We start from the raw sequence: 26476 nt of genomic DNA on the forward strand, positions 1-26476 counted from the left end.
CTGACGAGCCGGCTTACCGCTCCAATCAACAATATGGTTTCATCCAATCCACTTTGAAATGGCCTGATATAAGTACAATGATGGCTTCCCCCGCCCGCGGCGCGGAAGCCATGGTCGGCATTTTCAAGCGGTACAACTCTATTTGTTGAGGAGAATGATTATGAAAGAAAGTCCGCGTTTTTTAAAGCTTGTCATGCTCGCGATGATGGTCGCGATCGGGGTGGTGATCTCCCCTATTCTGCGCATTGAGGGAATGTGCCCCATGGCGCACCTGATCAACATTGTATGCGCCGTTTTTCTGGGGCCGGGCTACGCCTTTGCGTGCGCCTTTACCATCGGGATTCTGCGCATGACGCTCATGGGCATTCCTCCGCTGGCGCTCACCGGCGCCATTTTCGGGGCCGCTCTCTCGGGGATTTTGTACCGCCTTTCAGGCGGCAGGCTGATTTTTGCCGTCATCGGTGAAATCATCGGCACCGGCATCATCGGCGCGCTGGTTTCTTACCCGGTGATGACGCTGCTGGTCGGCAAGCAGGGCATCGGCTGGGCCTTTTACATCCCGCTGTTCCTGGGGGGAACGCTGATCGGCGGCAGCATTGCGTTCCTGTTTTTGAGCGCGCTGGCCAAGACGGGAATGCTCACTTTAATTCAAAAGCAACTGGGGGCGAAAGTATATGACAAATCCCATCACAGCAACATTCGCAATGTCTGAGCTGCTGCGGATACGGCACCGCGTGCAGCGCGAAAAGCCGCTGATCCACTGCATCACAAACCCGATCTCGATGAGGGACTGCGCCAACACCCTGCTGGCAGTCTCGGCCCGGCCGATCATGGCGGAATACCCGCCGGAGGCCGCGCAGATCACCGCACAGGCGCGGGCGCTCGCCGTGAATTTGGGGAATATCAGCGCATCGCGCATGGAGGCCATGATGATTTCGGGCAGAACCGCTCTGGAAAAAGGCATCCCCTGCGTCATCGACGCGGTGGGTGTCGCCTGCAGCAGCCCCCGGCTATCCTTTGCCCGCGATTTCATCCGGGAGTGCCGCCCCTGCGTGATCAAGGGCAACAGCTCGGAGCTGCGGGCGCTGGCGGGCCTTTCCAGCCACGCCCGGGGCATCGACGCGGGGGAGCAGGACCGCGTAACCGAAGACTTATTGGACGAACCCCTCGCCATGCTGGCGCAGCTTGCCCTTGATACCAGCGCGGTGATCGCCTGCACCGGCGCGATCGACCTGGTGACGGACGGCCGCAGGGCTTATGTGCTTAGAAACGGCTGCGAAACAATGTCGCTGCTCACCGGCACCGGCTGCATGCTGGGCGCCCTCACCGCCGGCTTTTTGTCCGGCGGTGAGCCGCTGAATGCCGCGCTGCTGGCGGTCTCTTATTTCGGCGTGTGCGGCGAGCTGGCGCAGGAGGCGCAGCAGGGCCCTTCGAGCTTTTTTCTGCGCCTGATGGATCTGCTGCATCTGGTCACCGACCGGCAGCTGGAAGAAACCGTGAACTGCACCGTTTACAACGGGAGGATGAAACATGCTTGACCTGACACTTTATTTGGTGACCGACAGTACCGGTCTGGAAGAACCCGTATTCCTCGAGCGAATAGAGCAGGCCTGCCGGGGAGGAATCACCCTGCTGCAGCTGCGGGAGAAAGAGAAATCCGGGCAGGAGTATTTCGAGCTGGCGCGAAAGGTCAAAAGCATCAGCGACCGGTACCAGATTCCCCTCATTATCGACGACCGGGCGGATATTGCCGCCGCGGCTGACGCCGCCGGGGTACACGTGGGGCAAAGCGACCTGCCCGTTTTTGCGGCCCGCGCTCTGCTCGGCCCGGGCAAAATTGTGGGAGCCACCGCCAAAACGGTGGAGCAGGCGCAAAAGGCCGCCCGGGAGGGAGCGGATTACCTTGGCGTCGGCGCGATTTACCCGACCACCACAAAGGTAAAAACGGTTTTGACCCCGGTTTCCACCCTGAACGAGATTTGCCGCAGCGTTTCCATTCCCGTGGCGGCAATCGGCGGCCTGAACGAAGGGAATTGCGATATTCTGCGGGGCGTTCCGGTCGCGGGCATCTCCGTCGTTTCCGCTGTAATGAAAGCGGCCGACCCCTGCCGGGCGGCGGCAGAGCTGAAAGCGAAGGTAACGGCGCTTTTGTCTGCCCAAAGCTGACGTCGATTTTTTTCTATTTGTCTATATCAGTGCAAAATATACATTCAGTAATAAAACAGACGCGTTTTCCAAAAGGAAAACGCGCCTGTTTTTTCGATTCGTAATGATGATTTGTTATTCTTTGCTCCGCAGCGCCATCGCCACCCAGCCCTTTTCCTCGCGGCGCTGAAGAATCTCAAACTCCTTCTCCACAGCCGAAAGCACGTCCTGCTCTCGCGTATCGATGATCCCGCTGACGAGATACACCGCGCCGGGCTTTAAGAACTGCCGAACGTCGCCGGTCAGCAGGATGATCACGTCCGCCACGATGTTCGCGGCGACCACGTCGAAGGTGCCCTGCACCCTGTCTGTCAGGTTGCCGTGAATCCCGGCAAAGCGGCCGGACAAACCGTTGATGCGCGCGTTTTCCACCGCGGTGCGAACGCCCGCCTCGTCAATATCCACACCGACCGCGCGCTTTGCGCCGAGCAGCAGCGCGGCGATGGACAAAATCCCGCTGCCGCAGCCGACGTCGAGCATCTCGCAGCCCGGCGTAACATAGTCCTCCAGCAGCTCCATGCACAGGCGGGTCGTTTCATGCGTGCCGGTTCCGAACGCCACGCCCGGCTCCAGATGCAGCACGGAGCGGCCGCCCGCGTCGTATTCCTCCTCCCACGTGGGGCGAATCAACAGGCGATTGCCCACCGGCATCGGCTTAAAATATTTTTTCCAGTTGTTGATCCAATCCTCCTCCAGGCAGGCACTGGTATCAATGGCAAAGGGAATCCCTTCCGCGCGGTAGCGTTCGCTCAAAAACGCGACCGCCTCCGACGGATTTTCCTTTGGGTCGATATACACATGCACCAGCGCCTTGGTGCGGTCTTTTTTCAGCAGGTCTTCATCGATTAAATCAATGTGGGCAATCTCCCACGCCTCCTGCTCCAGATTCGAGTAATCCTCAATATAAATACCGTAGGGCACCACCATCTGGGCAATGTCCCCCGCCAAATCCACCGATTCGGCAGGAACGGTGATTGTCACTTCTGTCCATTCCATTTTCTTTTGGCTCCCCTTTCTGTTCTGCTCCTTATTGTACACGATCGCGCGGAAATTGTATAGTAACACCGCATTAAAAAGCGATTCGTTCCTTTCCATGCCAAGGTTGAGAGAAGAAGCTGTGCTTCGATTGGTAGCGCAGTCGTTCTTAAAGTAAATTGCCGATACATATTTTTCCCTTACGGACGAATACATTTGACCATACGCCCATGGAATGATTTGGAACAGGAATGGTGCTTTGCCTTATGAATAAACGCATTTTTCTCATCAATACCCTGATTTTGACCGCAGGGTCGCTTTTTATGCGGATGCTGAACATCGGCTACCGCGTGTTTATTTCAGACCGCATCGGTGCGGCCGGGCTCGGTCTTTACCAGCTGATTTTCTCCGTCTTTATCCTGGCAATCACCATTTCCACCTCGGGGATCAGTCTGGCTGTTACCCGGCTGGTGGCAGAAGCCATGGCCAAGGACGACCCGGGCTACGCCAAGGGCGCGGTGCGAAAGGGAATCGCCTGCTCGCTCACCCTGAGCCTCGCCGCTATGGCGGTGCTGTATCTTCTCGCCCAGCCGATTGCAGACGTGCTGCTGAATGAGCCCTCCGCCGCCCGCCCGCTGCAAATGCTCGCGCCGGGGCTCCCCTTTATGGCGGTATCCGCCAGCCTGCGCGGCTACTTCATCGCGATGCGCAAGGCCCTGCGCCCCGCCACGGCAGAAATACTGGAGCAGCTTGCGACCATCGGCATCGCGGTGACGCTGTTTGCCCTGCTGGCCCCGCAGACGCTGGAGGGCGCTTGTCTGGTGCTGATGCTCGGCTCCACCGCCGGAGAGATGGTATCCTGCCTATACAACGGAATTCTGTACCTGTGGGATGTGCGCCGCCTGCACGGCCACCGCGCGCGCGGGAAAGGGGCCTTGTGGGGCATTCTGCGCATCGCCCTGCCTTCGATGACCGGCTACACCGCCCGCAACATTTTAAGTGCCGTGGAAAACCTGCTCATCCCCACAGGCCTGCGCAAGAACGGCTCAAACGCGGTCAGCGCCATGGCGCAGTACGGCGTGATTCAAGGGATGGTGATGCCGGTGCTGTATTTCCCGGCGGCGCTGCTTTCCGCGCTGGCGGCGCTTTTGGTGCCCGAAATGGCGGAGGCAAACGCCGCGGGGAAAAGCCGCGCCATCGCCCGCGCCACGGGGCGCGCCATGCAGATGACCCTGCTGTTCTCCTTTTTGATCATGGGAATTTTCCTCGGTTTTTCCCGGGACATTGGCCTCACCTTCTATAAAAACGAGCAGACGGGCATTCTGCTGCGCATTCTCGCGCCGCTGGTTCCCCTGATGTATCTGGACGGCATTGTGGACAGCATCCTCAAGGGGCTCGATCAGCAGATGAGCTCGCTCAAATACAATCTTTCCGATTCCGCGCTGCGCGTGGTGCTGATCTACTCGCTGATTCCCGTTTATGGCCTGAAGGGCTACATTGCGGTCGTCTTTTTCAGCACGATTTTCAATGCCAGCCTGAGCATTCACCGCCTGATCAAGGTGGCGCGGGTGCCGATTCAGATGATCGACTGGGTGGCAAAGCCCCTTTTGTGCATGGCGCTTTCCGTCTCGCTCGTTACGCTGCTGCTGCGGTTTTCTCCCTTCTCCTTCTTTCTGCCGTACCAGTGCGTGATTTTGCAGGTATGCGTAACCCCGCCGCTCTACGCCGCTTTTCTGTTTTTGTGCGGCAGCCTCGGCCGCGAGGACATCCGCTGGGTTCGCTCCCTAACCGGCCGCCGCCCGGCGGCGGCCCCGGCACAAGCAAATTCCGATTGACAAATTCTGCGCAACTCCCTAAACTGAAAGGCAGAGACTTCATTTTTATTTCAGGAGAAAGAGGGCTTTCTATGCAGACTTTTGTCACACTCATACTGTTTTTCTCCGTATACAGCATGATCGGCTGGCTGTGCGAGAGCATTTACTGCTCCATCCCCAAAAGACGCTGGATCAACCGCGGCTTTTTAAACGGCCCGTTCTGTCCCGTGTACGGTTTTGGAGCGCTGCTGATTCTGGCGGCGCTTTCGCCGCTGCTGGGAGCTTTTGAGCTTCCGCTGGAGCTGATCGCGCTGTTTTTCGCAGCGGTTCTGCTGACCTCCGCTTTGGAGTATGCGACCAGCGTTTTGCTGGAAAAGCTGTTCCACACCTCGTGGTGGGACTATTCAGATCACAAATACCAGATTCACGGACGCGTCTGCCTGGTGAACTCGCTGCTGTTCGGGGCGATGTCCACCCTTGTGCTGAAGGTGCTGCACCCGCTGGTCGCTTCGCTGCTGAACGCCATTCCGCGCACTGTGTCTTACCCGCTGGCAGGAGGGCTGTTCGTCTACTTTATTCTCGACGGCACCGTCACCACCTTCGGCATTCTGCGCATGAACGGCAAGCTGGCGCAGCTGCAGACGATACTGGATGAAATCCGCGAACGCACCGCCGCCGCGGCCCAAATCAACCGGGCCGAGCTGGAGCATTCTTTGGACGAGCTGCGTGACAAAGCGGATGAGCTCAAATCCGAAACCCTGCTCGGCCTGCGGCAGGCACTCGAAGAGCTGCGCCTGAAAACGGATGACGTCAAGGCGGAAAGCATTGAACGCCTGCGCAATTCGATTCTGGATTTCATCAACGACGAAAACCGGATTCGCCTGCGCATGCTGCAAGACAAGCAGAATTACCTGGAATCGCAGGCCCACCCCATGCACCGCAGAATTATGGAGGCATTTCCCCACATGCGTTCGATTCAGAGCCCGGAATCTTTCCAGCGCTTTCGCCATGCCGCCGCTGCGGCCCGCAAGCGGGTGCGCGGCTCCGGCAGCGGGCCCGAAAACGAATCCGGAGACAGAAAAGAATAAATACAATTTTATTCAAAAAGGGATTGACATTCCTCTCCTTAGACAGTATACTAAAAGCACAATAACATATTAAGTATATATGTTTAATTAATTATATAAAAGGAGCTGTCCGCTTATGAAACTGTATTCCTCTGATTTCTGCTTATTGGTTCGTTGTCGAATGTGCGGCTGTTCCCCTGCTGACAACGGCAAACCATAAATCATCAATAGAAAGAGGAGAATCTCAATGAGCAATCAGACAAAGCATCAATGGAAATTTGAAACACTTCAGCTGCACGTCGGCCAGGAGCAGCCCGACTCCGCTTCCGACGCGAGAGCCGTACCGATTTATCAGACCACCTCTTATGTATTCAGAAACAGCAAGCACGCGGCGGATCGATTTGGGCTGGCGGACGCCGGAAATATCTACGGCCGCCTGACAAACAGCACTCAGGATGTGTTTGAAAAGAGAATTGCCGCTCTGGAAGGCGGCATCGCCGCTTTGGCGGTGGCGTCCGGCGCGGCGGCCATCACCTATTCCATCCTGAATCTGGCGCAGGCCGGTGACCACATTGTTTCTGCCAAAACGATTTACGGCGGTACTTATAACCTGCTTGCACATACTCTGCCGCAGTACGGCATTACCACCACCTTTGTGGACCCGGACGAGGAAGGGGCCTTTGAGGCCGCCGTTCAGGAGAACACCCGGGCGATCTTTATCGAGAGCCTCGGCAACCCAAACTCCAACCTGATCGACGTGGAACAGGTGGCCGGCATTGCCCACAAGCACGGCATCCCGCTTTTGATCGACAGCACCTTTACCCCGCCCAGCCTGTTCCGCCCCATTGAACACGGTGCGGACATCGTGATCCACTCCGCCACCAAGTTCATCGGCGGGCACGGCACCACACTCGGCGGCGTGATCGTTGACTCCGGCAAATTCGACTGGGCCGCTTCCGGCAAATTCCCGGGCCTGACCGAGCCCACCCCCAGCTACCACGGCCTGAGCTTTGCACGCGATGTGGGTGCGGCGGCCTTCATCACAAGAATCCGCGCGATTCTGCTGCGCGACACCGGCAGCGCGATTTCCCCGTTCAACGCTTTTCTGCTGCTGCAGGGGCTGGAGACTCTCTCCCTGCGCGTGGAACGCCATGTGGAAAACTCGCTGAAGGTGCTCGATTTTCTGAAGAATCATCCCAAGGTGGAGCATATCAATCACCCCGCGCTGCCCGGCAGCCCCTACCGCGCGCTGTATGAGAGATACTTCCCGAACGGCGCCGGTTCCATCTTCACCTTCGAGGTGAAGGGCGGCGCGGAGGAGGCCACAAAATTCATCGACAATCTGCAGCTGTTCTCCCTGCTGGCGAACGTAGCGGACGTGAAATCGCTGGTGATTCACCCGGCCTCCACCACACACTCTCAGCTGAGCGCGGAGGAACTGCTGGATCAGGGGATCAAGCCCAACACCATCCGTCTTTCCATCGGCACAGAGCATATTGACGATATCCTTTACGATTTGCAGCAGGCATTCGATACGATCTGATCGTTCCCGCCAGCTTTTTAAATCAGCTTTTTCCGCACATTGTTTCATATTCCTCCAAAATAATAAAATAGTCAGAGCCGGCGTTCCCTGCCATTGGGGAACGCCGGCTCTGCTTTCTTTTGCTTTAACCGGCAGAAAAGCGCGGGCCGCTGAACCGTCCCGCGCTTTTGATTAAGGCTGCGGCTCAAAAGGGAAACCCAGCTATCTTTTCTCTCGCTTTCCTAAAAAAAGCAGACGGCAGCCACAATTCCTCATTTTATCAAAACCCGATTATTTATAGTACAGGCCCGCCAGCTTCATGTCCTTTGTAAAGGAAATGGTATAGATAAACGCCTTTTTCTCGTACTGGGCTCTGGCCACGGCCACGGCGTAATCCTCCTTGGTGTCTTTGTCTGAGGCGCCGGCAATATTGATCTCTTTGATTTCCTGAAACGCGCCGCCCTCACCGATCGCCTTGTACACCGCGGCGAGCGCGTCGTCGGTCAGGGCTGATTTCATCTTGTCGTCGCTGAGCTCCCGCAGTGCGTCTCCATCTTTCGCGTTGACCGCGTCGATCACCTTTGCCGTCGCCTCCTGAACCTGATCCTGATCAAAATCGTCGGAGAGCTTTTTCTGCCCGCCGCTGCACGCGGTGAGCAGCGCCAGACACAGCACAAGCACGGCTCCAAGCACAAACATCTTTTTAAGCTTTAGAATTTTCCTCATCTTTTGTTTCTCCTTCCAAATAAAGCCTTCGGGATAAAACGGCATAAATCCCGGCGCACAGAACCATTCCGGCAAAGACCAGTTCGACAAGAGGCACCTGCATTCCACCGCGCGCAAGCAGCGGCAGAACAGAATCCACCAGGCCGTGCAGAACAACCGCCACGGCCAGATAACGCAGCCGGCAGCCCGTTTGAAAGCCGTTCCAAACGATCACCGTCAGAGTCAAATGCAGCAGCACCGCGAGTGCACGCTCCACCAGAGCCATGTGCAGAGCGCCGAAGGCATCCCCCTGCATCAGCAGGGGAATCAAAATCAGCCCGGCCTCAATGCCGCCATGCCCAAGGCCGAACAGCAGCGGCTGCGCAAAAGTGCATCTTGCCGGGCGGAGCAGAAAGCGCTTGAACAGAAAGCGAAAGCCCTCTTCAAACACACCGGCGGAAAAGCCGATGAGCACCACAGCCAAAACAGGGTGCAGCGTGCTGAACATGGTAAACCACATGCTGCGGTTTACCAGCCCCAGCAACGGAATGCGCAGCAGCGGCTGCGAAACGAAAAAGCAGGCGGCTCCCAGCACAAACCACAGCAAGTATTGGACGAAAGGACGACCGCGATTCATTTTTGGCGAATCCGGCACCGTATTCCCCACCTTTCTGTAAACAAAAAAACGCCGACCGCAACTCTGGCTGCCGGCAGCCCCGCAAAAGCGGGACGCCGACACCAGCACCGATCAGCGAAAAAAACGTCTGGTATCTCTCGTGAATCCCGGCGACACACAACAGGGCGGCGGAATGCTCCGCCGAAAAGCCGGACACTTCTATCTATTGTGAAACTCCTCCCGAATCCAATCCACTGCCGGAATCCCACGAAGGATCATCCCCGTTTTTTATTTGCAAAAATTTTGAATATAACTTTCCAGCGCAGTCTCAATGATCCGTACAGCTTCCTCGTGGCCGCTGACTTCCCTCACGGCGGTCTCTTTATTCTCGAGCTCCTTGTACACCCGGAAGAAATGAGACATCTCGTCAAAAATATGGGTCGGCAGCTCGCTGATATCCTGATACTTGTTGTAGGTGGGGTCATTGAAGGGGATCGCGATAATCTTTTCGTCGTTACGGCCGCCGTCGAGCATCGAGATGACGCCGATGGGGAAGCAGCGCACCAGAGTGTGGGGCTCCAGCGGTTCGGAGCAAAGCACCAGAACATCCAGCGGGTCAAGGTCGTCGCCGTAGGTTCTGGGAATAAAGCCGTAGTTGGCCGGGTAGTGCGTGGAGGTATACAGAATGCGGTCCAATATGATCAGGCCGGTTTCTTTGTCGAGCTCATACTTTTTCTTGCTGCCCTTGGAAATTTCGATCACCGCGATAAAATCGGCCGGGTTGATCCTTTTGGGAGATATATCATGCCAAATATTCATTTTTGAAACTCCTGTTCACAGTATATACAGCGGTAAAGCTGCGATTTTTCATTGCAGAGCTGAAAAATATGATCAACGCCTTCCTCCGCGTTACTGATGCAGCGCGGATTTTTGCAGCGGATCACATTCGTTACCTGCTTTGGAAGCACCAGGCTTCTTTTTGCAACGATTTTCCCCATATCAATCACATTGATGGTAATATTATGGTCTATTACCCCCAGAATGTCAAGGTTCAAATCTGCTTTTCCCTCAATCTTAATAATGTCTTTTTTCCCGAATTTGCTGCTCTTGGCGTTTTTGATGATCGCCACGCTGCAGTCGAGGGAATCGAGCCCGAGCAGATGATAGATTTTCATTGCGGAGCCCGCATGAATGTGGTCGATCACGATTCCGTGCTCCAGACTGTCGATGTTCAGCATGCCGCCACCTCCAAAAGCTTCAGGATCAATGCCATGCGCACAGAAACGCCGTTCTGCGCCTGTTCAAAATAGGCGGCTCTGGGGTCGTTGTCCACCTCCGCCGTGATTTCGTTGACGCGGGGCAGCGGATGCAGCACCGCAAGGTCGCTCTTGGCCGCGCGGAGCTTTTCCGCGGTTAAAATGCAGCTGTCTTTCAGGCGGACGTAATCCTCCTCGTTGAAAAATCGCTCCTTCTGAATGCGGGTCATGTATAGAATGTCGAGCTCAGGCATCGCCTCCTCGAGCGTTTCCACCTCCCGGTACGGCGCGCTGTGCGCCAGCAGAACATCCTGCATGATGTAATCCGGCACGCGCAGCTCCTCGGGCGAAATCAGCACAAAGCGGATGTTGCCGAAGCGCACCAGGGATTTCATGAGCGAATGCACCGTGCGCCCGAATTTCAAATCCCCGCACAGGCCGATGGTCATTTGATCGAGGCGGCCCTTCTTGCGGCGGATCGTCATTAAATCCGTCAGCGTTTGGGTGGGGTGCTGGTGCCCGCCGTCGCCTGCGTTGATCACCGGGATGCCGGAATAGTGCGACGCCACCAGCGGCGCGCCCTCTTTGGGGTGGCGCATGGCGCAGATATCCGCATAGCACGAAACCGCGCGGATGGTATCCGCCACGCTTTCCCCTTTGCTCACCGAGCTGCTCTCCGCAGAGGCGAAGCCCAACACGCTGCCGCCAAGGCGCAGCATTGCCGATTCAAAGCTAAGGCGCGTGCGCGTGCTGGGCTCGTAAAACAGCGTGGCCAAAATTTTGCCGCGGCAGGCCTTTGCGTAGGGGGACGAATCCAGCGCGATCTGGTCTGCCAGCTCGAGCAGCTCCAGCGTTTCCTCCACCGTAAAGTCCAACGGGTCTATCAGGTGCTTCATTCCGGTCTTCCTTTCTTTTCCCGCGCGCTCAAAAGAAGCACACCTTGAAAATCCCTGATCTTTCAAAGTGTGCCTGTTCTGTGCTATTGTTTGTCCGTTTTTCTTTCAACAGTATAGCGGAAAAAGTGACAGCTGTCCATACCCTGCCCGGGAAATACGCTAAAATTTTTCGGGCTGGTCCTTGCGCACGCGCTCTATGGCGCGGCCCAAATCCTCCAGCAAAACGGTAATCTGCTGGATTTTCTCTTCTCCGAACAGCTCCGCCACCGCGTTCACGCGTTCCAAAAAGCGGTTGATCGCATCGGAAAAGATTTTTTCCCCCGCCGGGGTAAGCGCCACATACACCACGCGGCGGTCGTCTGTGGCGGCCGTGCGGGTGACAAGCCCTTTTTTCTGCAGGGATTTCAGCATCTGAGACACCGCCGGCATCGACATCCCCAGCCGCGCGCTCAATTTGGACACCTTCACGCCGGGCTGCTCTCCCCGGCATTCGCCCTCCTGCAGACAGCAATGGATCTTGTGCATCATCATAAATTCGCCCTGCGGCACTCCCGGAATCTCAGGAATCAGATCCTTTGCCCTTTTCAGATAATGCAGAACTCCGAACAAATCGTCCGTTCGATCCTTCGCAGACATAAAAGCCCTCCCCACCAGTTTGTAAACCCCTCATACCAATTTTCATAAACGCAGTGAATCGTACCGGTTCTTCCCCTTTTACTGCGGACTTTCATTAGTTAAGTATATGAAATAGTATAGATTGTTTTTCGCTTTTGTCAAGAAAACGCCAGGTTTTTCCAGTGCGCAAAAGCGGGGGAGAATGAAATTTTGGAAGAAACAGTTCAGAATTCGGCCTTCTGGCTGCGCAGGAAAAGATCGGAAAGCACCTTGTCGGCGGCCTGCCCGCCGTGGATCACCGCCTCCACCGCCTGGCAAATCGGCAGCTCCACGCCGTACTGCTGCCCCAGGCAAAGCATTGCCCGGGTGGTGGCGACGCCCTCCGCCAGCTCGCCGTAGTGCTCGCCCCGCACAAAGCGTTCGCCGAAGGCGCGGTTGTGGCTGTACGGCGAAAAGACCGTCGCCTGGTAATCGCCGAGGTGCGCCAGCCCGTATGCGGAAATCTCGTTGCCGCCCATCGCCTTGATCAGCCGGGCAATCTCACGGGTACCACGCGACATCAGCGCGCCCTTGAGCGCCGTTTTATTCAGGCCGTCCAGCATGCCGGCAGCAATTCCGATCACGTTTTTGGAGGCGGCCCCCACCTCGTTGCCGAGCAGATCCTCCCCGTAGTAAAAGCGGATCAGGCTGCCGGAAAACTGCTCGATCAAGAACCGCTTTGTCTCCTGCTTTTTGCTGTCGATCACCATGCAGTTGGGGATTCCGGCGGTAAAATCCTGCACATGGCCCGGCCCCACCCAAACGGCGAGGCCGGTTTCGGGCGGGAGGAATTCCTCCGCCACCTCGGTCAGCCGCTTGCCGGTGGCGGCCTCAATGCCCTTCATGCACAGCACGACGGTTTTCCCCGCCATCGAAAGCTGCGACAGCTGCTGCATCAGCCCGCGCAGGCTTTGGGAGGGAATCGAGATCACCACGATCTGCGCGCCCTCCAGCGCACACTCCAGATCATCGCAAAACAGGACGGCGTCGGAAAAAGTGACAAGCCCGTTGGTACGGGTCTGCCGCAGCTTGGAAAACTGCTCGCTGGTCGGTCTGCCGTAGATGGTAACTTCCTTTTCCAGCCCCGAAAGGTACCACGCGATAAAGCTGCCCCAACGTCCGCTGCCGATGACTGTTATTTTCATTCGCTTTTGCTCCTTTTCCCATTCCCGAATCTTTGGCCCGCCGCCCTGCGGGGCGGCGACCAGCAGTAACTTTATTTATCATAGGTCCTTTGCGTCGTGTTGTCAATCAAAGCCGTCGAAGCGCCGCGCAGACGAAAAATGATCTGATACGGAACATGCTTTCAAACGGAACCGCCCATAGCGGTCAAACCGGGCGGTACCCATCCCGCGGCAGCCGGGTCATCAATAAAATCCCGCTCAGGGTATCGGTGCGTACCGCGTTTTCTATTTCCGCCGCAATGCCGGGAAGCGCGGCAGCCAGATACTCCTCCGTGCGCCGGCGCAGCGAAAGAGCAAGGCTCATCTTTTCAAACGCCGCCTGCAGCAGCGGCAGAAGCTCTGATTTTCCCCGGCCGTTCAGCTTTTCTTTTAAATCAGCCAAATCCTCCGCCGAAAGGCGTAACGAATAGAAATTTTTCCCGCACAGCACGCTCCCAAGCGCGGCCGTGAGCACCGGCCCGCACAGATTCAGCGGGAGCTCCCGGTAATCCACCGGCAGCCCGCACAGCAGCGCATGAATCGTCACCGGTGAAAAGCAGGTGCAGAACTGGTTTTCACAGTCCACGCGCTCGATATATTCCCGGATGAACTCGATCCCGGCCAGATCGGCCACCGGGTGCAGCAGCGGGTAATCCGCCGTAATGTGAATCTGCTGCGCGCCGAACTGCGGCCGGTACAGCTGAAAAAAACCGTTGATGCCGTCCTCCACCGTCGAGCGGTAAAACACGTTGGGCGTTTCCATCAGTCTGCGGACAAGGCCGGCGTGAAAGAGCTTCGTCGTTTTCAGCATGCGGTCTATTCGTTTGCCCCCGCGCGCAAACAGAGCTTCGGCCCCTTCACGGATCAGCGCCAGAGCGGCGTCCTCCGCGTTCCCGTACTCCTTCAGGCAAACGCCGATCGTAAACAGCACCGATTCCAGAATTTCCTCCGCGTCCTCCACGCGGACGGAGCTGCTCTCCATCCCGTTATAGAGCTGCGTCTGCCGCGCCAGAACAGAAAGACAGGCCATTTGCACCGCCTCAATCTGCGGCGCGGTGAGCACCTCCGTCAGGTAGGCCTGCTCCAGCAGGGTTGAAAGGTAGTGCTCGCCGCTGAGCAGCGAGCGGTCGATCCTGCTGATCCGTTCAAGAGAATCCATTGTCATCCTCCTCTTCCTCGTCGTCGGGCGCTTCGCTGTCAAAATCCGCGGGTCGGCACCAGCGCAGATTTTCCGCCAGGCGGTACAGCTCCCTCCCGGCCAACAGCTCCAAAGAGCCTGCGCAGGGGCCGTCGTACGCCTTTTTCATAAAATCGATCAGCTCGTCGTCGCTGAAGCGATTTTCCGTTTCGTTTTTATAAAAATAAAACAGCTCCACCAGCTCGTGGAGCGTGGATTCATAATTTTGGCGCATCAGGTACGGCGAATCGCAGAAAGCGTAAATCAGCTTTTGAATGACTCCGCCGCCAAATTCGATTCTGCCTGCGGTTTTCAGCGCGAACGCCCGGGTTTCCACAAGCTGCGCCGCCTGCCGCTCCGTCAGCTCCAGACCAAAGCGAGCGGTCCTATCGTTGCATTTTAGAATCTCCCCAATCGCCTGCCTCCGGATCAAACCCTGATTCAAAAATCCCAGCTCAAACCCCAAAGCGCATCACTCCTCCCTCAGCAGCAGCGCGGTGCTTCGCACCGCCTGACGCACAACAGACTGACAAAACTCCTCCTCATCCTCAATTACGCGGCGGCCCGAAATATAATTGGAGATTTCCCCGATGAGGTAGCAGTGAACAAAATGAACGGTTTCCTCCAGCTTTTCAGCGTCAGCCGGGTGGCCGGTCAGCTCCCGCCAGATTTGCGCGACCGCACGGTTCATCCTCTCCCGGGCCGCCGCCACGGCAAGCGCATTGCCCTCGGGGCGCTGCTCCCCCAAATATTCGAGCCACGCCAGCCGGAACCAGCCGGTGTTCTCCAGGTACACGCGCACCACAGCGTAAAAAAAAGCCTGCAATTTGTATTTGGGCGCAAGCGCGGCGGCCGCCACCGCGCCGATCTGCGCCGACATCCGCTCCATGCAGACGGCGTGCGCCTCCCACAGGAGCTGCGGATAGGACGAAAAATAATTGTACAGGTTCGTGTGTGCACAGCCCAGAGCCCGCGCGATCTCGCGCAGATTCAAGCTCTGTACGTCGCGGCGGTTTCGCAGCAGCTCCAGTGCGCTGTCGATAATCTGTTCCCTTGAAATGGGTTTCCGGCTCGTCACTGGTATCCCCTCCAATCTATTACCGTTGGTAATTACCGGTGGTAATAGATTGTATCACGCCTCTTAGCCGCTGTCAACAGAATCCTGAACCCAAATGGGCTTCTGCGATGAGAAACCGCGCGGTGTCCGGCGGGCACGGCGCGTGGGGCGCAGCATATTTTCCCCATCAAATTCGTGCGGCAAAAAACAAATCATAGTAAGGTGGTAGGATTTTTATTGCAAAACAATCCGTATTTGCGGTATGATAAAGAGAATTAACGATCAGGAGGGAAACACAGCATGAGGGACGAAACCAAATGCATCCACAGCGGGTATACCCCAAAAAATTCAGAGCCAAAGATGGTTCCGATCGTTCAAAGCACAACCTATGTGTTTGATTCGACGCAGGAGGTCGGCGACGTATTCGACGAACCGACCAAAGCCCTGATTTACTCGCGCTTCGCCAACCCCACCGTGATGGCGGTCGAGCGGAAAATCGCCGACCTGGAGGGAGGCGTGGGCGCGATGTGCACCTCTTCCGGCCAGGCCGCCACGCTGCTCGCCATTTTGAACCTGTGCAGGGCGGGCGACAGCTTCATCAGCACCTCTCAGATTTACGGCGGAAGCGTGAACCTGTTTGCCGTTACCCTGAAGAATTACGGGATCGAGTGCATTTTTGTGGACGCCGACGCCGACGAGGAAACCATCAGCGCCGCAGTGCGGGAAAACACCCGGCTGATTTTCGGCGAAACGATCGCAAACCCGGCCCTGAGCGTGCTGGACATTGAGAAATTCGCGCGTATCGCCCACCGCCACAAAATCCCCCTGATCATGGACAATACCTTTGCCACCCCGATTCTGTGCAAGCCGTTTGCGTTTGGCGCGGATATCGTGGTGCATTCCACCTCGAAATACATGGACGGCCACGCGGTGCAGGTGGGCGGCGTGATTGTCGATTCGGGCAATTTCGACTGGGCCAACGGCAAATTCCCCGAGTTTACCGAGCCGGACGAATCGTACCACGGCATTACTTATGTGGGGAACTACGGCAAGGCCGCATACATTACAAAGGCCAGAATGCAGCTGATGCGCGACTACGGCGCCTACCCGGCTGCAAACTCCGCGTTTCTTTTAAATCTCGGCCTCGAAACGCTTGCCGTGCGCATGGAGCGCTACTGCAAAAATGCGCTGGAGGTGGCAAACTATCTCGCGGCCTGCGACAAGATTGAAAAGGTGATCTACCCGGGTCTTGCGAGCGACAAATATTACCCGCTCGCAAAAAAGTACCTGAAGGGCACGAGCGGCGTGATTTCGTTCATCATCAAGGGCGGCAAGGACAACGCCGTGAAATTCATGGACGGCCTCAAGCTCGCTTCCATTGAGGTACATGTGGCGGATATTCGCACCTGCGTGCTGCACCCCGCCAGCGCCACCCACCGCCAGCTGACCGAAGAACAGCTGTTTGCCGCAGGCATCAACCCCGGTATGATCCGCCTCTCCGTCGGGCTGGAAAGCGTTGAGGACATAATCGAAGATATTGAGCAGAGCCTGCGCAAGGTGTAAGCTCCGCCGCACATACGCCCGCGGCGGACTGCCGCGGCACAACAGAGTAAAAGAAGCTTTTCAACATTTCTCACCAAAATGCTGAAAAGCTTCTTCCTTTTTCACCTGCGTTCGGGTACGAGCCTTATTTTACTTGCAGTGCCCGACGAATTCGATCGATCAGCTCCGCATTCTTTTTTTCATCAAAATAGACCTGATCGGGGTTCATGGCGAACGTTCCGCCCCACTCGGCGCCGTCGCGGTATTTCGGCACCAGATGAAAATGCAGGTGATGCCCGGTGTCGCCATACGCGCCGTAATTGACCTTCTCGGGGTGAAACACCTCATGCAGCGCCTTGGCCACCCGATTCACCTCGGCAAAATAGGCGTTTCTCTCTTCGTCTGAAAGCTCGATCATCTCGCTCACATGCTTTTTATGGGCCACGACCACCCGGCCCTCGTGGCTCTGCTCTTTAAACAAATATACCTTCGAGGTTTCCAGCTCGCAGATTTTGATTCCGAACTTATCCAGCAGTTCGCCTTCCACACAGTATGCGCACGTTGCATCCATTTGATTTGCTCCTTCTGTTTTGTATTGTTAACCTTATTTGATCCCGAAAGCCGAGAAGCGTCTTACGATTTTCTCACGCCTTCTGCCGGGGCAATCCGCAGATTCCCATTCCGCCGCTCAGAAAATTTGCCGTTGCCAAAGCTTTTCAATCCTCACCGGGCGGGAGAAATATTTCTGATATCGAAACAATTATAAAACCAATCAACCCCCGCGTCAACCAAAACACACCGATTCATCGGGCTTTTTTGCAATGCTTTTCTTTCATTCCTTTTTCTTCGCTTTTTCAAAGGCGGCCTGTACGGGGCGCGACTTTTCATACCGGTTGATCTGCGCCAGCAGCTCCGCAATCTGGCCGCCGACCATCTCCACCTCCTGGCGGAATACCCGGGCCGAAATCCGGAGCGCCCCATGCCCGAGAATGATCATCTGCTCCATGCCGTCGGAGGTTGCGACCCGCACCCGGTACTGCTTGGCCAGCTCGTAGGTCGTTTTTTCAATGTAGGCGTCGGCGGTTTCGGCCTGTCTGGTATACACCACGCTGATGTTGTGGTACCGCTGCACCTCGCCGGTGTTGCGCGGAACGCGGTAGGCGTCGAACACCAGAATCACCTCGCACTTGCGGTAAGCCTGATAATTGCTGAGCAAATCCATCAGCAGCTTGCGCGCGGTGTCGAGGCTCTCCCGCGCCACCGCCTTCAGATCATCCCACGCGAAAATGATGTTGTAGCCGTCCACCAGCAGATATTCCGGCCCGGCCATGACCGGACGGACGGCTTCCCGCTTTGCGGCCTGCTCCGTCCCCTGCAAAGGCAGCTTCTGCGGCACAAACTCACGCCGCTTGACCGGGCCGTACGTCCGCTCAAAAATAGCCTGCAGCTCCTTGTCCTGCTCCAAAGCGCCGGTATAAGAGACAGACGGCCGCGCGGAGAATCCCGGAGCGCTCTCCGCCTGCCGATTCTCCTCGTGGGAGCGAAAGCCGCTTTCCACATGCATATAATTCCGCACCTGATTCCACGGGACGGAAAATCCCGCCCCGTGCGCGCAAAAGATGGAATCCGCGGGCTGCTCCAAATCGCGCTCCGGGTCGTAGCCGATGGCGGCGATTACCTCCGCTTGATTGCGGCAGGGCTCATACCCGCGGAAAAAGCAGGCGAGCTTCCCCCGGCCCCGGGTGTAAGAGAGCACCTCGCGGCCATAACCGCGCAGGCCCGCAACGGGGGCGCTGCCGGTGAGAAGCGTCAGCTCGCCGCACGGCTCCGGGGGAGCGCAGCTGCCGCCCATGCGCTGAATGTCCGTCATCGCGCGGCCCACGTTTACGGCTGGCAGCTCCAGCCGAACATCGTACCACGGCTCCAAAAGGATGCTCTCGGCGCTCATCAGCCCCTGCCGCAGCGCGCGGTAGGTGGCCTGGCGAAAGTCGCCGCCCTCGGTATGCTTCACATGGGCCCTGCCCGCCACAAGCGTAATGTTCAGGTCGGTAATGGGTGAGCCGGTCAGCACGCCGCGATGAACCCGCTCCTCCAGATGCGACAGAACCAGCCGCTGCCAGCTTCTGTCGAGCTGAGCCTCCGGGCAGGTGCTTGCAAAGTGCAGGCCGCTCCCCCGCTCGCCCGGCTCGAGCAGCAGATGCACCTCGGCGTAGTGGCGCAGGGGCTCGTAATGCCCCACTCCTTCCACTGCGGCGGCGATGGTCTCTTTATACACAATGCTGCCGGAGCCAAATTCCACCCGCAGGCCGAAGCGCTCGTAGATCAGAGTTTTCAGAATCTCGAGCTGCACCTCGCCCATCAATTGCAGCGAAATCTCCCGCAGCCGCGCGTTCCATACCAGATGAAGCTGCGGGTCCTCTTCCTCCAGAGCGCTCAGCTTCTGCATCGCGCTGTGCGCGTCACAGCCCTGCGGCAAAATCACCCGGTAGGTGAGCATCGGCTCGAGTGCCGGGGCTTCGCACGCTCCCTCGGCCCCAAGGCCCTCTCCCGCGCGGGTTTTGCTCAGGCCCGTTACAGCGCAGACGGTTCCGGCAGGCGCTTCGTCCACAGGCTGGAATTTCGCCCCTGAATAGACGCGGATTTGATCGACTTTTTCTTCCCACTCCCGGCTTTTGAGCGGCATTTTCACCCGGAGGGTGCCCCCTGTCACCTTCAGATGCGTCAGTCGGTTCCCCTGCGCGTCCCGGGTGATTTTGAACACTCTGGCCGCGAATTCCTGCGGGTATTGGGGAACCTGCGTGTAAAGCGACAGGCCCCGCACCAGCTCCTCCACGCCGGAAAGGCGCAGCGCGGAGCCGAAATAGCAGGGGAACACCTTGCGGCGGGCCACCAGCGCGGCAGCCTCTGTATCGGAAAGCTCCCCCTGCTCGAGATACCGGCTCATCGCTTCCTCGTCGCACACGGCGACATTCTCCATCCACTCGCCGCAGCTCTGATCCGCACCAAAATCGACACAGCCATCCGAAAGAGAGGCTTTCAGTTCGCGCAGAAGCGCCTCGCGGTCCGTACCGGGCAAATCCATTTTATTGATGAACAGGAAGGCGGGAATCCGGTAGCGGCCGAGCAGCCGCCAGAGCGTGCGGGTGTGGCTCTGCACGCCGTCCGACCCGCTCACGACAAGAATGGCGTAATCCAGCACCTGCAGCGTGCGCTCCATCTCGCTCGAAAAATCCACGTGGCCGGGGGTATCGAGCAGGGTGATTTCCAAATCGCCGAGCGGCAGCACCGCCTGCTTGGAAAAAATGGTGATCCCGCGTTCCCGCTCGAGCGCTTCCGTATCCAGAAACGCATTCTTATGGTCGACCCGGCCCAGCTGCCGCAGCCGCCCGCAGGTATAGAGCAGCCCTTCGGAAAGCGTCGTTTTCCCAGCGTCTACATGAGCCAAAATTCCAACAGCCAGTCTTTTCATTCCTGTTCCCCATTATCCCGATATCGATATGATACATTTTATTTGAAAATAAGAGCACTGATTTCCTCCCTGACCTTCGGCGGACAAGGAAATTTTCATTTTGACAGCAAGCTCTTTTTCAGGCAAATCCACAGTGGAATTGCCGTATTCTATTTGCATTTCGTACTACGTTATCATACCATTTCACGGCGGGTGAATCAACAGCCGCAATACACATAAAAAAGGTGCCCCTGAGCGCTTTGCAATCAGGGGCGCCTTGCGGTTTTACTGGTATTTCTTTATCTGTGCCGAAAGCAGAGCGCGCATAGAATCCACCAGGCTCTGCGGCGCGACGATTTCGGCCTTTTCCCCAAACTGGAAAATCCAGCTCAAAAAGACCGGGCTGTTGGAGACCTCAACGCAGATTTCAAAAAAATCGCCGCATTTGCGAAACGGAACCTCGGGCCCGAATCGATCTAACACAGAATTGACCAGGCTTTGATCAAAGCGCAGTGTGGCGGCGACCAACTCGCCGCTGTACATGCCGAATACCTGCTTTGCGTGCTCGGCGACATCAAAATCTTTTTGATCGGGGCGCTCCGCTTCTTCACCGCACACCGCAACCTGATTCATCCGGTCGACCCGGTAATGCGCAAAATCCCCGTATTTGGTGCTGTAGCAAATCAGGTAATACTTGTCGTCGTCCCAGCAAAGCGCCATGGGGCTCTGGCAGTACCGCTCGCCGCCCTTACGGTACACGCGCTCCTTGTCCGCGTTGTAATCAAAATACTGAAAGCTGATTTTGCGCCCGGAATGGATGGCGGTATGGATGGCGTCGATATTGTAATAGATGCTCTCGTTGATGGTCTTGGGCCGGTTTGCCACATACACCTGTCGCCGAAGCTGGCCGGCCTGCGGATTGCTCGTCAGGGACGACAGCTTTTGAATCAGCTCCGTACTTTTCTTCGGCGTAATAAAGCGCGAGCTCTGCACGGCGTCTACCAGAAGCTTCAGCTCGGGCAGCTCAAACTCCCGCGCGTCGACATAGTAGCCGATGGTTCTGCTTCTGCGCGATTCCACATCCAGGCCGAATTCGCGCAGCAGCTCCAGATCGGCATAAACCGACTTTCGCTCGGCGGGAACCCCGTACTCCGCCAGCGCGGCGATCAGCTCCTGAATCGTCATAACGTGGTCCGCGTCCGTGCGCTCCAAAAGAATTCGCATCAAATAGAGCAGCTTCTTTTTTTGATTCGATGAACTGGGCATAACGTCACTTCCCAAAATGAGGATACCATAGTATAGCACATTTACCAATCCCTGGAAAATAGCTGCCGGCATTTTACTGCATGATTTTTAAAAATCATGCAGTAAAATCTGCACCTTCCGCTTTTCGGCGCCCTCTTTGACAAACACATAATGGTCGCGTTCCGAAAGCTCTTTGCGGTAGGCATAGCCGAGGCGGTCAAAGCCGCGGATGTCCTCTGGCTCCGTCACGTTCTGTTCTGCCAGCCAGCGAACCATCTCGCCGCGGGCCATTTTGCACAGGGTACCCTTTTCAACCACCCTGCCGTCCTTCCACTCCCCAAAGGTACAGGTGAGAAAGCGCACCGTCTTCGGCAGATGGGACAAAACGGCTTTGCTGTATTCACTGGAAGCCAAATTCAAAATCAGCTCGCTTTCGGCACAAAGCCGCTGCGCCAGCCGGTTCCCCCAAAAGGCGTACAGATTTTGCCCGCCCACCGAAAGCCGAGCCTGCATTTCCAGGCGATAGGGCGTCACCCCGTCGAAGGGGCGCAGCAGACCGTAAAAGCCCGACAGAATCCGCAGGTGCTCATTGATATATGTAAGCTGCTCCCGCTCAAACACACCGGGGGCCATGTATTGGTACTGAGTCCCCTCGTACGACAAAATCGCGGGCGTCAGCGCATTGCGCAAATCCATCGACTGCACCCGCCTGTAATTGAGATCGGCAATCGAATCGTTGCAGCACCACAGCGCTTTAAGGGACGCAAAATCCATAGCACGCAGGCAGCCGAGGAGCGTTTCGGCCTGCTCCAAAAACTGCGGCAGGCTCTCATAGGGCAGGCTGTCGGTATCAATATTCATCTTTTTTGCGGGAGAAATGATGATTCTCATAGGGTCACATCCTTGTGCGTTTGCCAAAGCGTAATTTTTGATCGATGATTGGGAATACACCCAGTGTACCACGTGACCGGCTGTGTTGTACGGATAGAGACAAGCGCGTGGGGGCCGCATTGGACGGCCCCCGCCAGAATCGTTGTACACATACTTCCGCCATTCCAGATTCCCCGCTTAGAGCATCGTTCTCTTGTACGCTGTGGACAGCGCCCGCCCGTCATTGAATACCACGCTGCCAATCTGTCGCAGCAGATGTTCCTGTGGCACCAATAGGTCCGTATTCACAAATTCCACTGCGTCTCTGCGCAGATTTTCCCGTTCCAGCATTTTTCATCACCTGTCTCTATTTTACCATTTTACAAACAAAAAGCCCAGCATAAGGCCGTCCTTAGTAAAACAATATTTGAATGAAGTATGGCGTAGCGTAAAAGCTACGCCATTTCTTCATGTATTGGGTTATTTAGTTGCGGCAGAATTCCCACTAAGTCATAACTGATGTGAATATTCTGCCTACGCTTGCCGTCCGATTTATCAGGTGCTTCTACAAATACTTTGTTCACCAAATCATTCAAGATTGTGGGTGTCAGTTTCGTCAAATCCGTGTACTTCCTGCACTTGCTGATAAACCGTTCCACATCTTCGGTATGCTGTTCCTGTTCGGTCCATTCCGCTTGCCACTGTTCCAGCTTGTTTTCCAAATCTACTTGTTCTGTTTCATAGTCAGAGGACAATTCTTCAAAGCGAATATCATTGAGTTTTCCGCTTACATTATCCTCATACATACGCTTGAACAGTTTGGATAATTCGGTGATACGCCGTTCTGCCTGTGCAATCTGCTTGCGCCGCAGAGCGATCTGCTTCTTCTGGTCTGCGGTATGTTTGGCATTCATTTTGTCCCGAAATATATCCTCATACGCCGTTACAAAGCTGGTGATATACTGCAAATGCCAGAGTACCATTTCTTCCAAAACAACAGCACGGATAAAATGAGTGGCACAAACTTCCTTACCTTTTTTTCTCGAAGTGGAGCAGACAAAATGGTCTTGCCGAGTTTCAAAGTTTTTGCTGGTGCAATAGTACAGTTTCGCCCCGCAATCTGCACAATAAGCAATGCCTGAAAACAGATTGGTTTTTCCCGTCCGTGTCGGCCTGCGCTTGTTTTTTCGCAAAACCTGTACCTTTTTCCATACATCAGCAGTAATAATGGCTTCATGGGTATTCTCAAATACCATCTGCTTTTCTTCGGGATTCCATAGTTTTTTCTTGGACTTGTAGGATTGTTTGTAGGTTTTGAAATTAATGGTATGTCCAAGATATTCTTTGCGCTCCAAAATATAAGCTACGGTGTCCGATACCCATTTGCAGGGATTGTCGGGTAAGGCAGTGTTTGGCTTGCGCCCATTGGATAGCCAGTAGGCCGTTGGAACAGGAATATGCTCCTCTTTGAGCAATCGGGCAATTTGCGTAGGGCCGTAGCCCTCCAAACATAAGGCATAGATACGTCGCACCACCTGTGCCGCTTCTTCGTCCACAAGCCACTTTTTCGGATTGTCCGGGTCTTTTCTGTAACCTTAGGGAGGGTTGGTACAAAGGTATTCACCCGCTTCGCCCTTAGACTTCATGACGGCCCGGATTTTCTTGCTGGTGTCTTTTGCGTACCACTCGTTGATGATATTCAAAAATGGGGTAAAGTCGCTGTCCTGCTGATTGTTACTGTCAATTCCGTTGTTAATTGCAATGAAGCGTACACTCTTTTCAGGAAAGAGAACCTCGGTATAAAACCCTACCTTTAAGTAATCACGCCCAAGCCGGGACATGTCCTTGACAATAACGGTTTTGACCTTTCCGACTTCAATTTGTTCCAGCATATCATTCCAGCCGGGTCTTTCAAAATTTGTTCCAGAAAATCCGTCGTCCACGAAAAAAGTTGGATTAGGGAAATGATTTTCCTTTGCGTACTTACTCAAAATTGCTTTTTGGTTTAGAATACTGTTGCTGTCTCCTTGCAGTTCATCATCACGGGAAAGCCGAAGATATAACGCTGTAATTGTTTCAGACCGCCGCATGTTTTCCTCCTTTTCCGGGCAGTCTGCCAAAGGTTCAATGTCTATCTCTATTTTACCATGTGTACCGTTACTTGTCATGGTTGTCACCGCTTTGAACCATGAGATTCAACAGCTTGGCGGGCAAAGTTCGTTTCCCATCATAACTGCCGGACACGGAATACTCCGTACCACCGATTTGCCGTTTCAAGGTTACTTGCGGCAGTTCACCAGAAAGAGGAACTTTCACAACGATATGACCATCTTTATTATATTTTTTATTCATAGGGCAACTCCTTTCGATCACTTCGGGCCAACATGGCCCGAAGTGATAAATGTTAGCTTTTTGTTTGATTTCAAGGGGTGGGTAATACAAAACCCTTAGTACCCCTCAAAACGGGGTTTTAGAGGAGCAAGAAACCCTGTATTCATGCGGGTTTGTGGACTGTATAAAAGAGATAAATCGTAACATCGACCTGTCCGAAACTTAGGCCGCTTCGCCTATCCGGGCAGTCAAGGGACGGGCTTCACCCTTAACCCTTGACAGCTCGAATTTTTGCCGTGCCATTACACCGCCGAAAACGGGGAGCAGAGCAAGGAGAAACTGGCCCCGTTTCCGTCCGCTCCATTCTACGGCAAAACCGGCTCCGCTCGGTTGGTGGCTATCGTCAGCTTATGCGGGGCCAGCCCCGCGCCCCGGCCTCCTCCAAAGAGCAGAAAGGGCGAAAGGCGTTGTCAATGGGACTGTGGAATAGCGGACGAGCGGAGCGACAGAGCATATGCCGCAAAAGCCCATTGACATAAGCTGTGCCCCACACTGAACCGCAAGGTTCCCATATCCTTTAAACATGGGAACCTCTGCCACACGGCGAGTGGGGGGAGTGCAAGAGGGGGAACACCCTCTTGATACCTTGCGGACTTCGGGCTAACTTGGCCCGAAGTGGCTATAACTCCACATCTTTATTTTTCCGCTTTGGCGTTCGCTCCGGCTCCTGTTTTTCCGGCGGTCTGCGGAATACAGAAGCAAGAAATTCCTTTACCAAGCGCGGTGCGTGTTTCACGGCTTCCCGGAACAGCTTTGTTTCCTCTAACAGCCGATCCCAACGGGATTTGTATATCTGCGCGTCCTTTTTCGCGGCGGCAAGCTGTTTCTTTAAATCGGAAATATCGCCCTCGGCGGTCACACCCTTTTTCGCAAGGCCGGATACGGTTTTCCAGTCTGCCGGGGAAAGCTGTACATTGCCGCTAATGGTCTTTTTCGTCATATCCTCAATTTCTGAAAAAGTAGCGACGGCTTGCTTGGTCACGCTGATTTTTTCCTGTAAGCCGGAAAGACGTTCCGTCTGTTTTTCTACCTTTTTATCCAGCAGGACGGCAGTGTTTTCTTTGTCCTCGATAACCTCATTCAGTGAGGAAATATGCTGTGTGTCCTGCTGGATTTTGTAATCTAACACACTTAAATGTTCGGCGGTGCTTCCGCGCTCCCCACGCTCGAAATCGGTATAGCCCGCCGCCCTCATATGTTCAAAAAATCTGTCCTGTAAAAGTGAATAGGAATTGATAAGAATGGCTTTCCCGTTCTTACTTAAAACAGGATTCCCGTCCCTGTCCAACTGTTTCAGCTTGGGCCATTTTTTAGAATGGCTGACCTGTTTAATAACTTCCTTTGTCGTACCGACCAAAGCAGGGTCTTTACAGCGTTTCGACCACTTGATTTCCTTATCCACCACAGGCACATAGATAACGTGCAGATGGTAGTGGAATACATCACGCCCAAGCTGTTCCGACAAGGCGCGGTTGCGCTCGTCGGCGTGCATAACCGCCGATAAAATGTATTGTTCGCCGCCAGCTTCCTGTATTGCCAAGCGGTAAGCTTCTTCAAAAAAATCCTTTGCATATTCATACCCGCCATTGCGGTCAAAGTAAGCGGTATTCACATCAAAAACCAGCTCGTCAATGACCTTTGCATCTGGTTGCAGGCCGCGCGTGCTGATGGTTCCAGCTTCCAGCATTTTGTCAAAGGCTTGGGCATAACTAACCTCACAGGTTTTAAAATGTACATTGAGATAGGAGCGGTCTGTTACAATGTCGGGATTGGAATAGCCCTGATTTTTTCGCTCGTTGTGGCGTTCCCGAATAGAAACGCTTTTCTTTTGATAGGCTTCATTGCGGACTATAGAACGGTCAACTTTCTGCAT

General features: G+C 55.3%; 26 protein-coding genes. 7 read left to right on the forward strand and 19 right to left on the reverse strand.

Annotated elements, in window-relative coordinates; all coding sequences use genetic code 11:
- Window positions 1-160 precede the first annotated feature (160 nt).
- Genes thiW through thiE form a run of 3 tightly spaced genes read left to right on the forward strand, consistent with a single transcriptional unit; the run spans window position 161 to window position 2166 of the window.
- Entirely contained in the window at window positions 161-712 is a 552-nt protein-coding gene (thiW, locus tag G340_RS0109975; protein WP_020073510.1) for an energy coupling factor transporter S component ThiW, read from the forward strand.
- Window positions 675-1538: a hydroxyethylthiazole kinase gene (gene thiM / locus G340_RS16715; RefSeq protein ID WP_326522374.1), complete on the forward strand. Its 864-nt coding sequence runs from the start codon at window positions 675-677 to the stop codon at window positions 1536-1538. The genes thiW and thiM overlap by 38 nt, the downstream gene beginning before the upstream one ends.
- A complete protein-coding gene (gene thiE / locus G340_RS0109985; protein WP_020073512.1) occupies window positions 1531-2166 on the forward strand; it encodes a thiamine phosphate synthase in 636 nt (211 codons plus the stop codon). The genes thiM and thiE overlap by 8 nt, the downstream gene beginning before the upstream one ends.
- A gap of 114 nt (window positions 2167-2280) precedes the next feature.
- Here thiE and prmA read toward each other — a convergent pair whose 3' ends face one another.
- Window positions 2281-3201 (reverse strand): 50S ribosomal protein L11 methyltransferase, encoded by a 921-nt coding sequence (prmA, locus tag G340_RS0109990; protein WP_027103954.1) that lies wholly within the window; start codon window positions 3199-3201, stop codon window positions 2281-2283.
- A 245-nt stretch (window positions 3202-3446) separates the two neighbouring features.
- On the opposite strand from prmA, the gene G340_RS0109995 reads away from it, so the two are divergent.
- The 3 genes from G340_RS0109995 to G340_RS0110005 all read left to right on the forward strand — a co-directional run bounded on the left by G340_RS0109995 (window position 3447) and on the right by G340_RS0110005 (window position 7604).
- Complete coding sequence (locus tag G340_RS0109995) at window positions 3447-5015, forward strand: oligosaccharide flippase family protein (RefSeq protein WP_020073514.1); 1569 nt, start codon at window positions 3447-3449, stop codon at window positions 5013-5015.
- 71 nt (window positions 5016-5086) lie between these two features.
- On the forward strand, window positions 5087-6082 hold the full coding sequence (locus G340_RS0110000; protein ID WP_020073515.1) for a putative ABC transporter permease: 996 nt from the start codon (window positions 5087-5089) through the stop codon (window positions 6080-6082).
- 226 nt (window positions 6083-6308) lie between these two features.
- Window positions 6309-7604, forward strand: a complete 1296-nt coding sequence (locus tag G340_RS0110005; protein ID WP_020073516.1) for an O-acetylhomoserine aminocarboxypropyltransferase/cysteine synthase family protein — start codon at window positions 6309-6311, stop codon at window positions 7602-7604.
- A 270-nt stretch (window positions 7605-7874) separates the two neighbouring features.
- Here G340_RS0110005 and G340_RS0110010 read toward each other — a convergent pair whose 3' ends face one another.
- The 10 genes from G340_RS0110010 to G340_RS0110055 all read right to left on the reverse strand — a co-directional run bounded on the left by G340_RS0110010 (window position 7875) and on the right by G340_RS0110055 (window position 15128).
- Window positions 7875-8309 (reverse strand): DUF3887 domain-containing protein, encoded by a 435-nt coding sequence (locus tag G340_RS0110010; protein WP_020073517.1) that lies wholly within the window; start codon window positions 8307-8309, stop codon window positions 7875-7877.
- Window positions 8287-8895: a YhfC family glutamic-type intramembrane protease gene (locus G340_RS0110015; RefSeq protein WP_177309667.1), complete on the reverse strand. Its 609-nt coding sequence runs from the start codon at window positions 8893-8895 to the stop codon at window positions 8287-8289. Before G340_RS0110015 ends, G340_RS0110010 begins: the two co-directional genes overlap by 23 nt.
- Before the next feature lie 297 nt (window positions 8896-9192).
- Window positions 9193-9723, reverse strand: coding sequence for an inorganic diphosphatase (locus tag G340_RS0110020; protein WP_020073519.1), 531 nt, complete (start codon window positions 9721-9723; stop codon window positions 9193-9195).
- A complete protein-coding gene (locus G340_RS0110025; protein WP_020073520.1) occupies window positions 9720-10142 on the reverse strand; it encodes an aspartate carbamoyltransferase regulatory subunit in 423 nt (140 codons plus the stop codon). The genes G340_RS0110020 and G340_RS0110025 overlap by 4 nt, the downstream gene beginning before the upstream one ends.
- Entirely contained in the window at window positions 10136-11056 is a 921-nt protein-coding gene (gene pyrB, locus G340_RS0110030) for an aspartate carbamoyltransferase (RefSeq protein WP_020073521.1), read from the reverse strand. The genes G340_RS0110025 and pyrB overlap by 7 nt, the downstream gene beginning before the upstream one ends.
- 159 nt (window positions 11057-11215) lie before the next feature.
- The gene (locus G340_RS0110035; RefSeq protein WP_020073522.1) at window positions 11216-11692 is read right to left on the reverse strand and encodes a MarR family winged helix-turn-helix transcriptional regulator; all 477 of its coding nucleotides are present in this window, start codon (window positions 11690-11692) and stop codon (window positions 11216-11218) included.
- A gap of 203 nt (window positions 11693-11895) precedes the next feature.
- Window positions 11896-12855 carry an NAD(P)H-dependent glycerol-3-phosphate dehydrogenase gene (locus G340_RS0110040; protein WP_020073523.1) on the reverse strand — a complete coding sequence of 320 codons (960 nt, stop codon included), beginning with the start codon at window positions 12853-12855 and terminating at the stop codon, window positions 11896-11898.
- Between the two features lie 184 nt (window positions 12856-13039).
- A complete protein-coding gene (locus G340_RS0110045) occupies window positions 13040-14032 on the reverse strand; it encodes a DUF6179 domain-containing protein (RefSeq protein ID WP_020073524.1) in 993 nt (330 codons plus the stop codon).
- Window positions 14019-14516, reverse strand: coding sequence for a DUF6323 family protein (locus tag G340_RS0110050; protein WP_020073525.1), 498 nt, complete (start codon window positions 14514-14516; stop codon window positions 14019-14021). The genes G340_RS0110045 and G340_RS0110050 overlap by 14 nt, the downstream gene beginning before the upstream one ends.
- A gap of 6 nt (window positions 14517-14522) precedes the next feature.
- Entirely contained in the window at window positions 14523-15128 is a 606-nt protein-coding gene (locus G340_RS0110055; RefSeq protein ID WP_020073526.1) for a TetR/AcrR family transcriptional regulator, read from the reverse strand.
- 279 nt (window positions 15129-15407) lie between these two features.
- On the opposite strand from G340_RS0110055, the gene G340_RS0110060 reads away from it, so the two are divergent.
- Entirely contained in the window at window positions 15408-16670 is a 1263-nt protein-coding gene (locus G340_RS0110060) for an O-acetylhomoserine aminocarboxypropyltransferase/cysteine synthase family protein (RefSeq protein ID WP_020073527.1), read from the forward strand.
- Between the two features lie 124 nt (window positions 16671-16794).
- On the opposite strand, the gene G340_RS0110065 is transcribed toward G340_RS0110060, so the two are convergent.
- The 8 genes from G340_RS0110065 to G340_RS0110100 form a co-directional block, all read right to left on the reverse strand.
- Entirely contained in the window at window positions 16795-17220 is a 426-nt protein-coding gene (locus tag G340_RS0110065; protein WP_020073528.1) for an HIT family protein, read from the reverse strand.
- A gap of 261 nt (window positions 17221-17481) precedes the next feature.
- On the reverse strand, window positions 17482-20118 hold the full coding sequence (locus G340_RS0110070; protein ID WP_020073529.1) for an NYN domain-containing protein: 2637 nt from the start codon (window positions 20116-20118) through the stop codon (window positions 17482-17484).
- A 264-nt stretch (window positions 20119-20382) separates the two neighbouring features.
- Entirely contained in the window at window positions 20383-21363 is a 981-nt protein-coding gene (locus tag G340_RS0110075) for a helix-turn-helix transcriptional regulator (RefSeq protein ID WP_020073530.1), read from the reverse strand.
- Between the two features lie 87 nt (window positions 21364-21450).
- Window positions 21451-22233, reverse strand: coding sequence for a peroxide stress protein YaaA (yaaA, locus tag G340_RS0110080; protein ID WP_020073531.1), 783 nt, complete (start codon window positions 22231-22233; stop codon window positions 21451-21453).
- A gap of 434 nt (window positions 22234-22667) precedes the next feature.
- Window positions 22668-23768 (reverse strand): DUF4368 domain-containing protein, encoded by a 1101-nt coding sequence (locus tag G340_RS17130; RefSeq protein WP_326522375.1) that lies wholly within the window; start codon window positions 23766-23768, stop codon window positions 22668-22670.
- Between the two features lie 39 nt (window positions 23769-23807).
- Entirely contained in the window at window positions 23808-24380 is a 573-nt protein-coding gene (locus tag G340_RS18490; protein WP_326522376.1) for a recombinase family protein, read from the reverse strand.
- On the reverse strand, window positions 24370-24564 hold the full coding sequence (locus tag G340_RS0110095; protein WP_020073535.1) for a hypothetical protein: 195 nt from the start codon (window positions 24562-24564) through the stop codon (window positions 24370-24372). Before G340_RS0110095 ends, G340_RS18490 begins: the two co-directional genes overlap by 11 nt.
- Window positions 24565-25222: 658 nt before the next feature.
- Entirely contained in the window at window positions 25223-26476 is a 1254-nt protein-coding gene (locus G340_RS0110100; RefSeq protein ID WP_020073536.1) for a plasmid recombination protein, read from the reverse strand.

Origin of the sequence: Faecalispora sporosphaeroides DSM 1294 (assembly GCA_000383295.1) — a bacterium.
Lineage (GTDB): Bacteria > Bacillota > Clostridia > Oscillospirales > Acutalibacteraceae > Faecalispora > Faecalispora sporosphaeroides.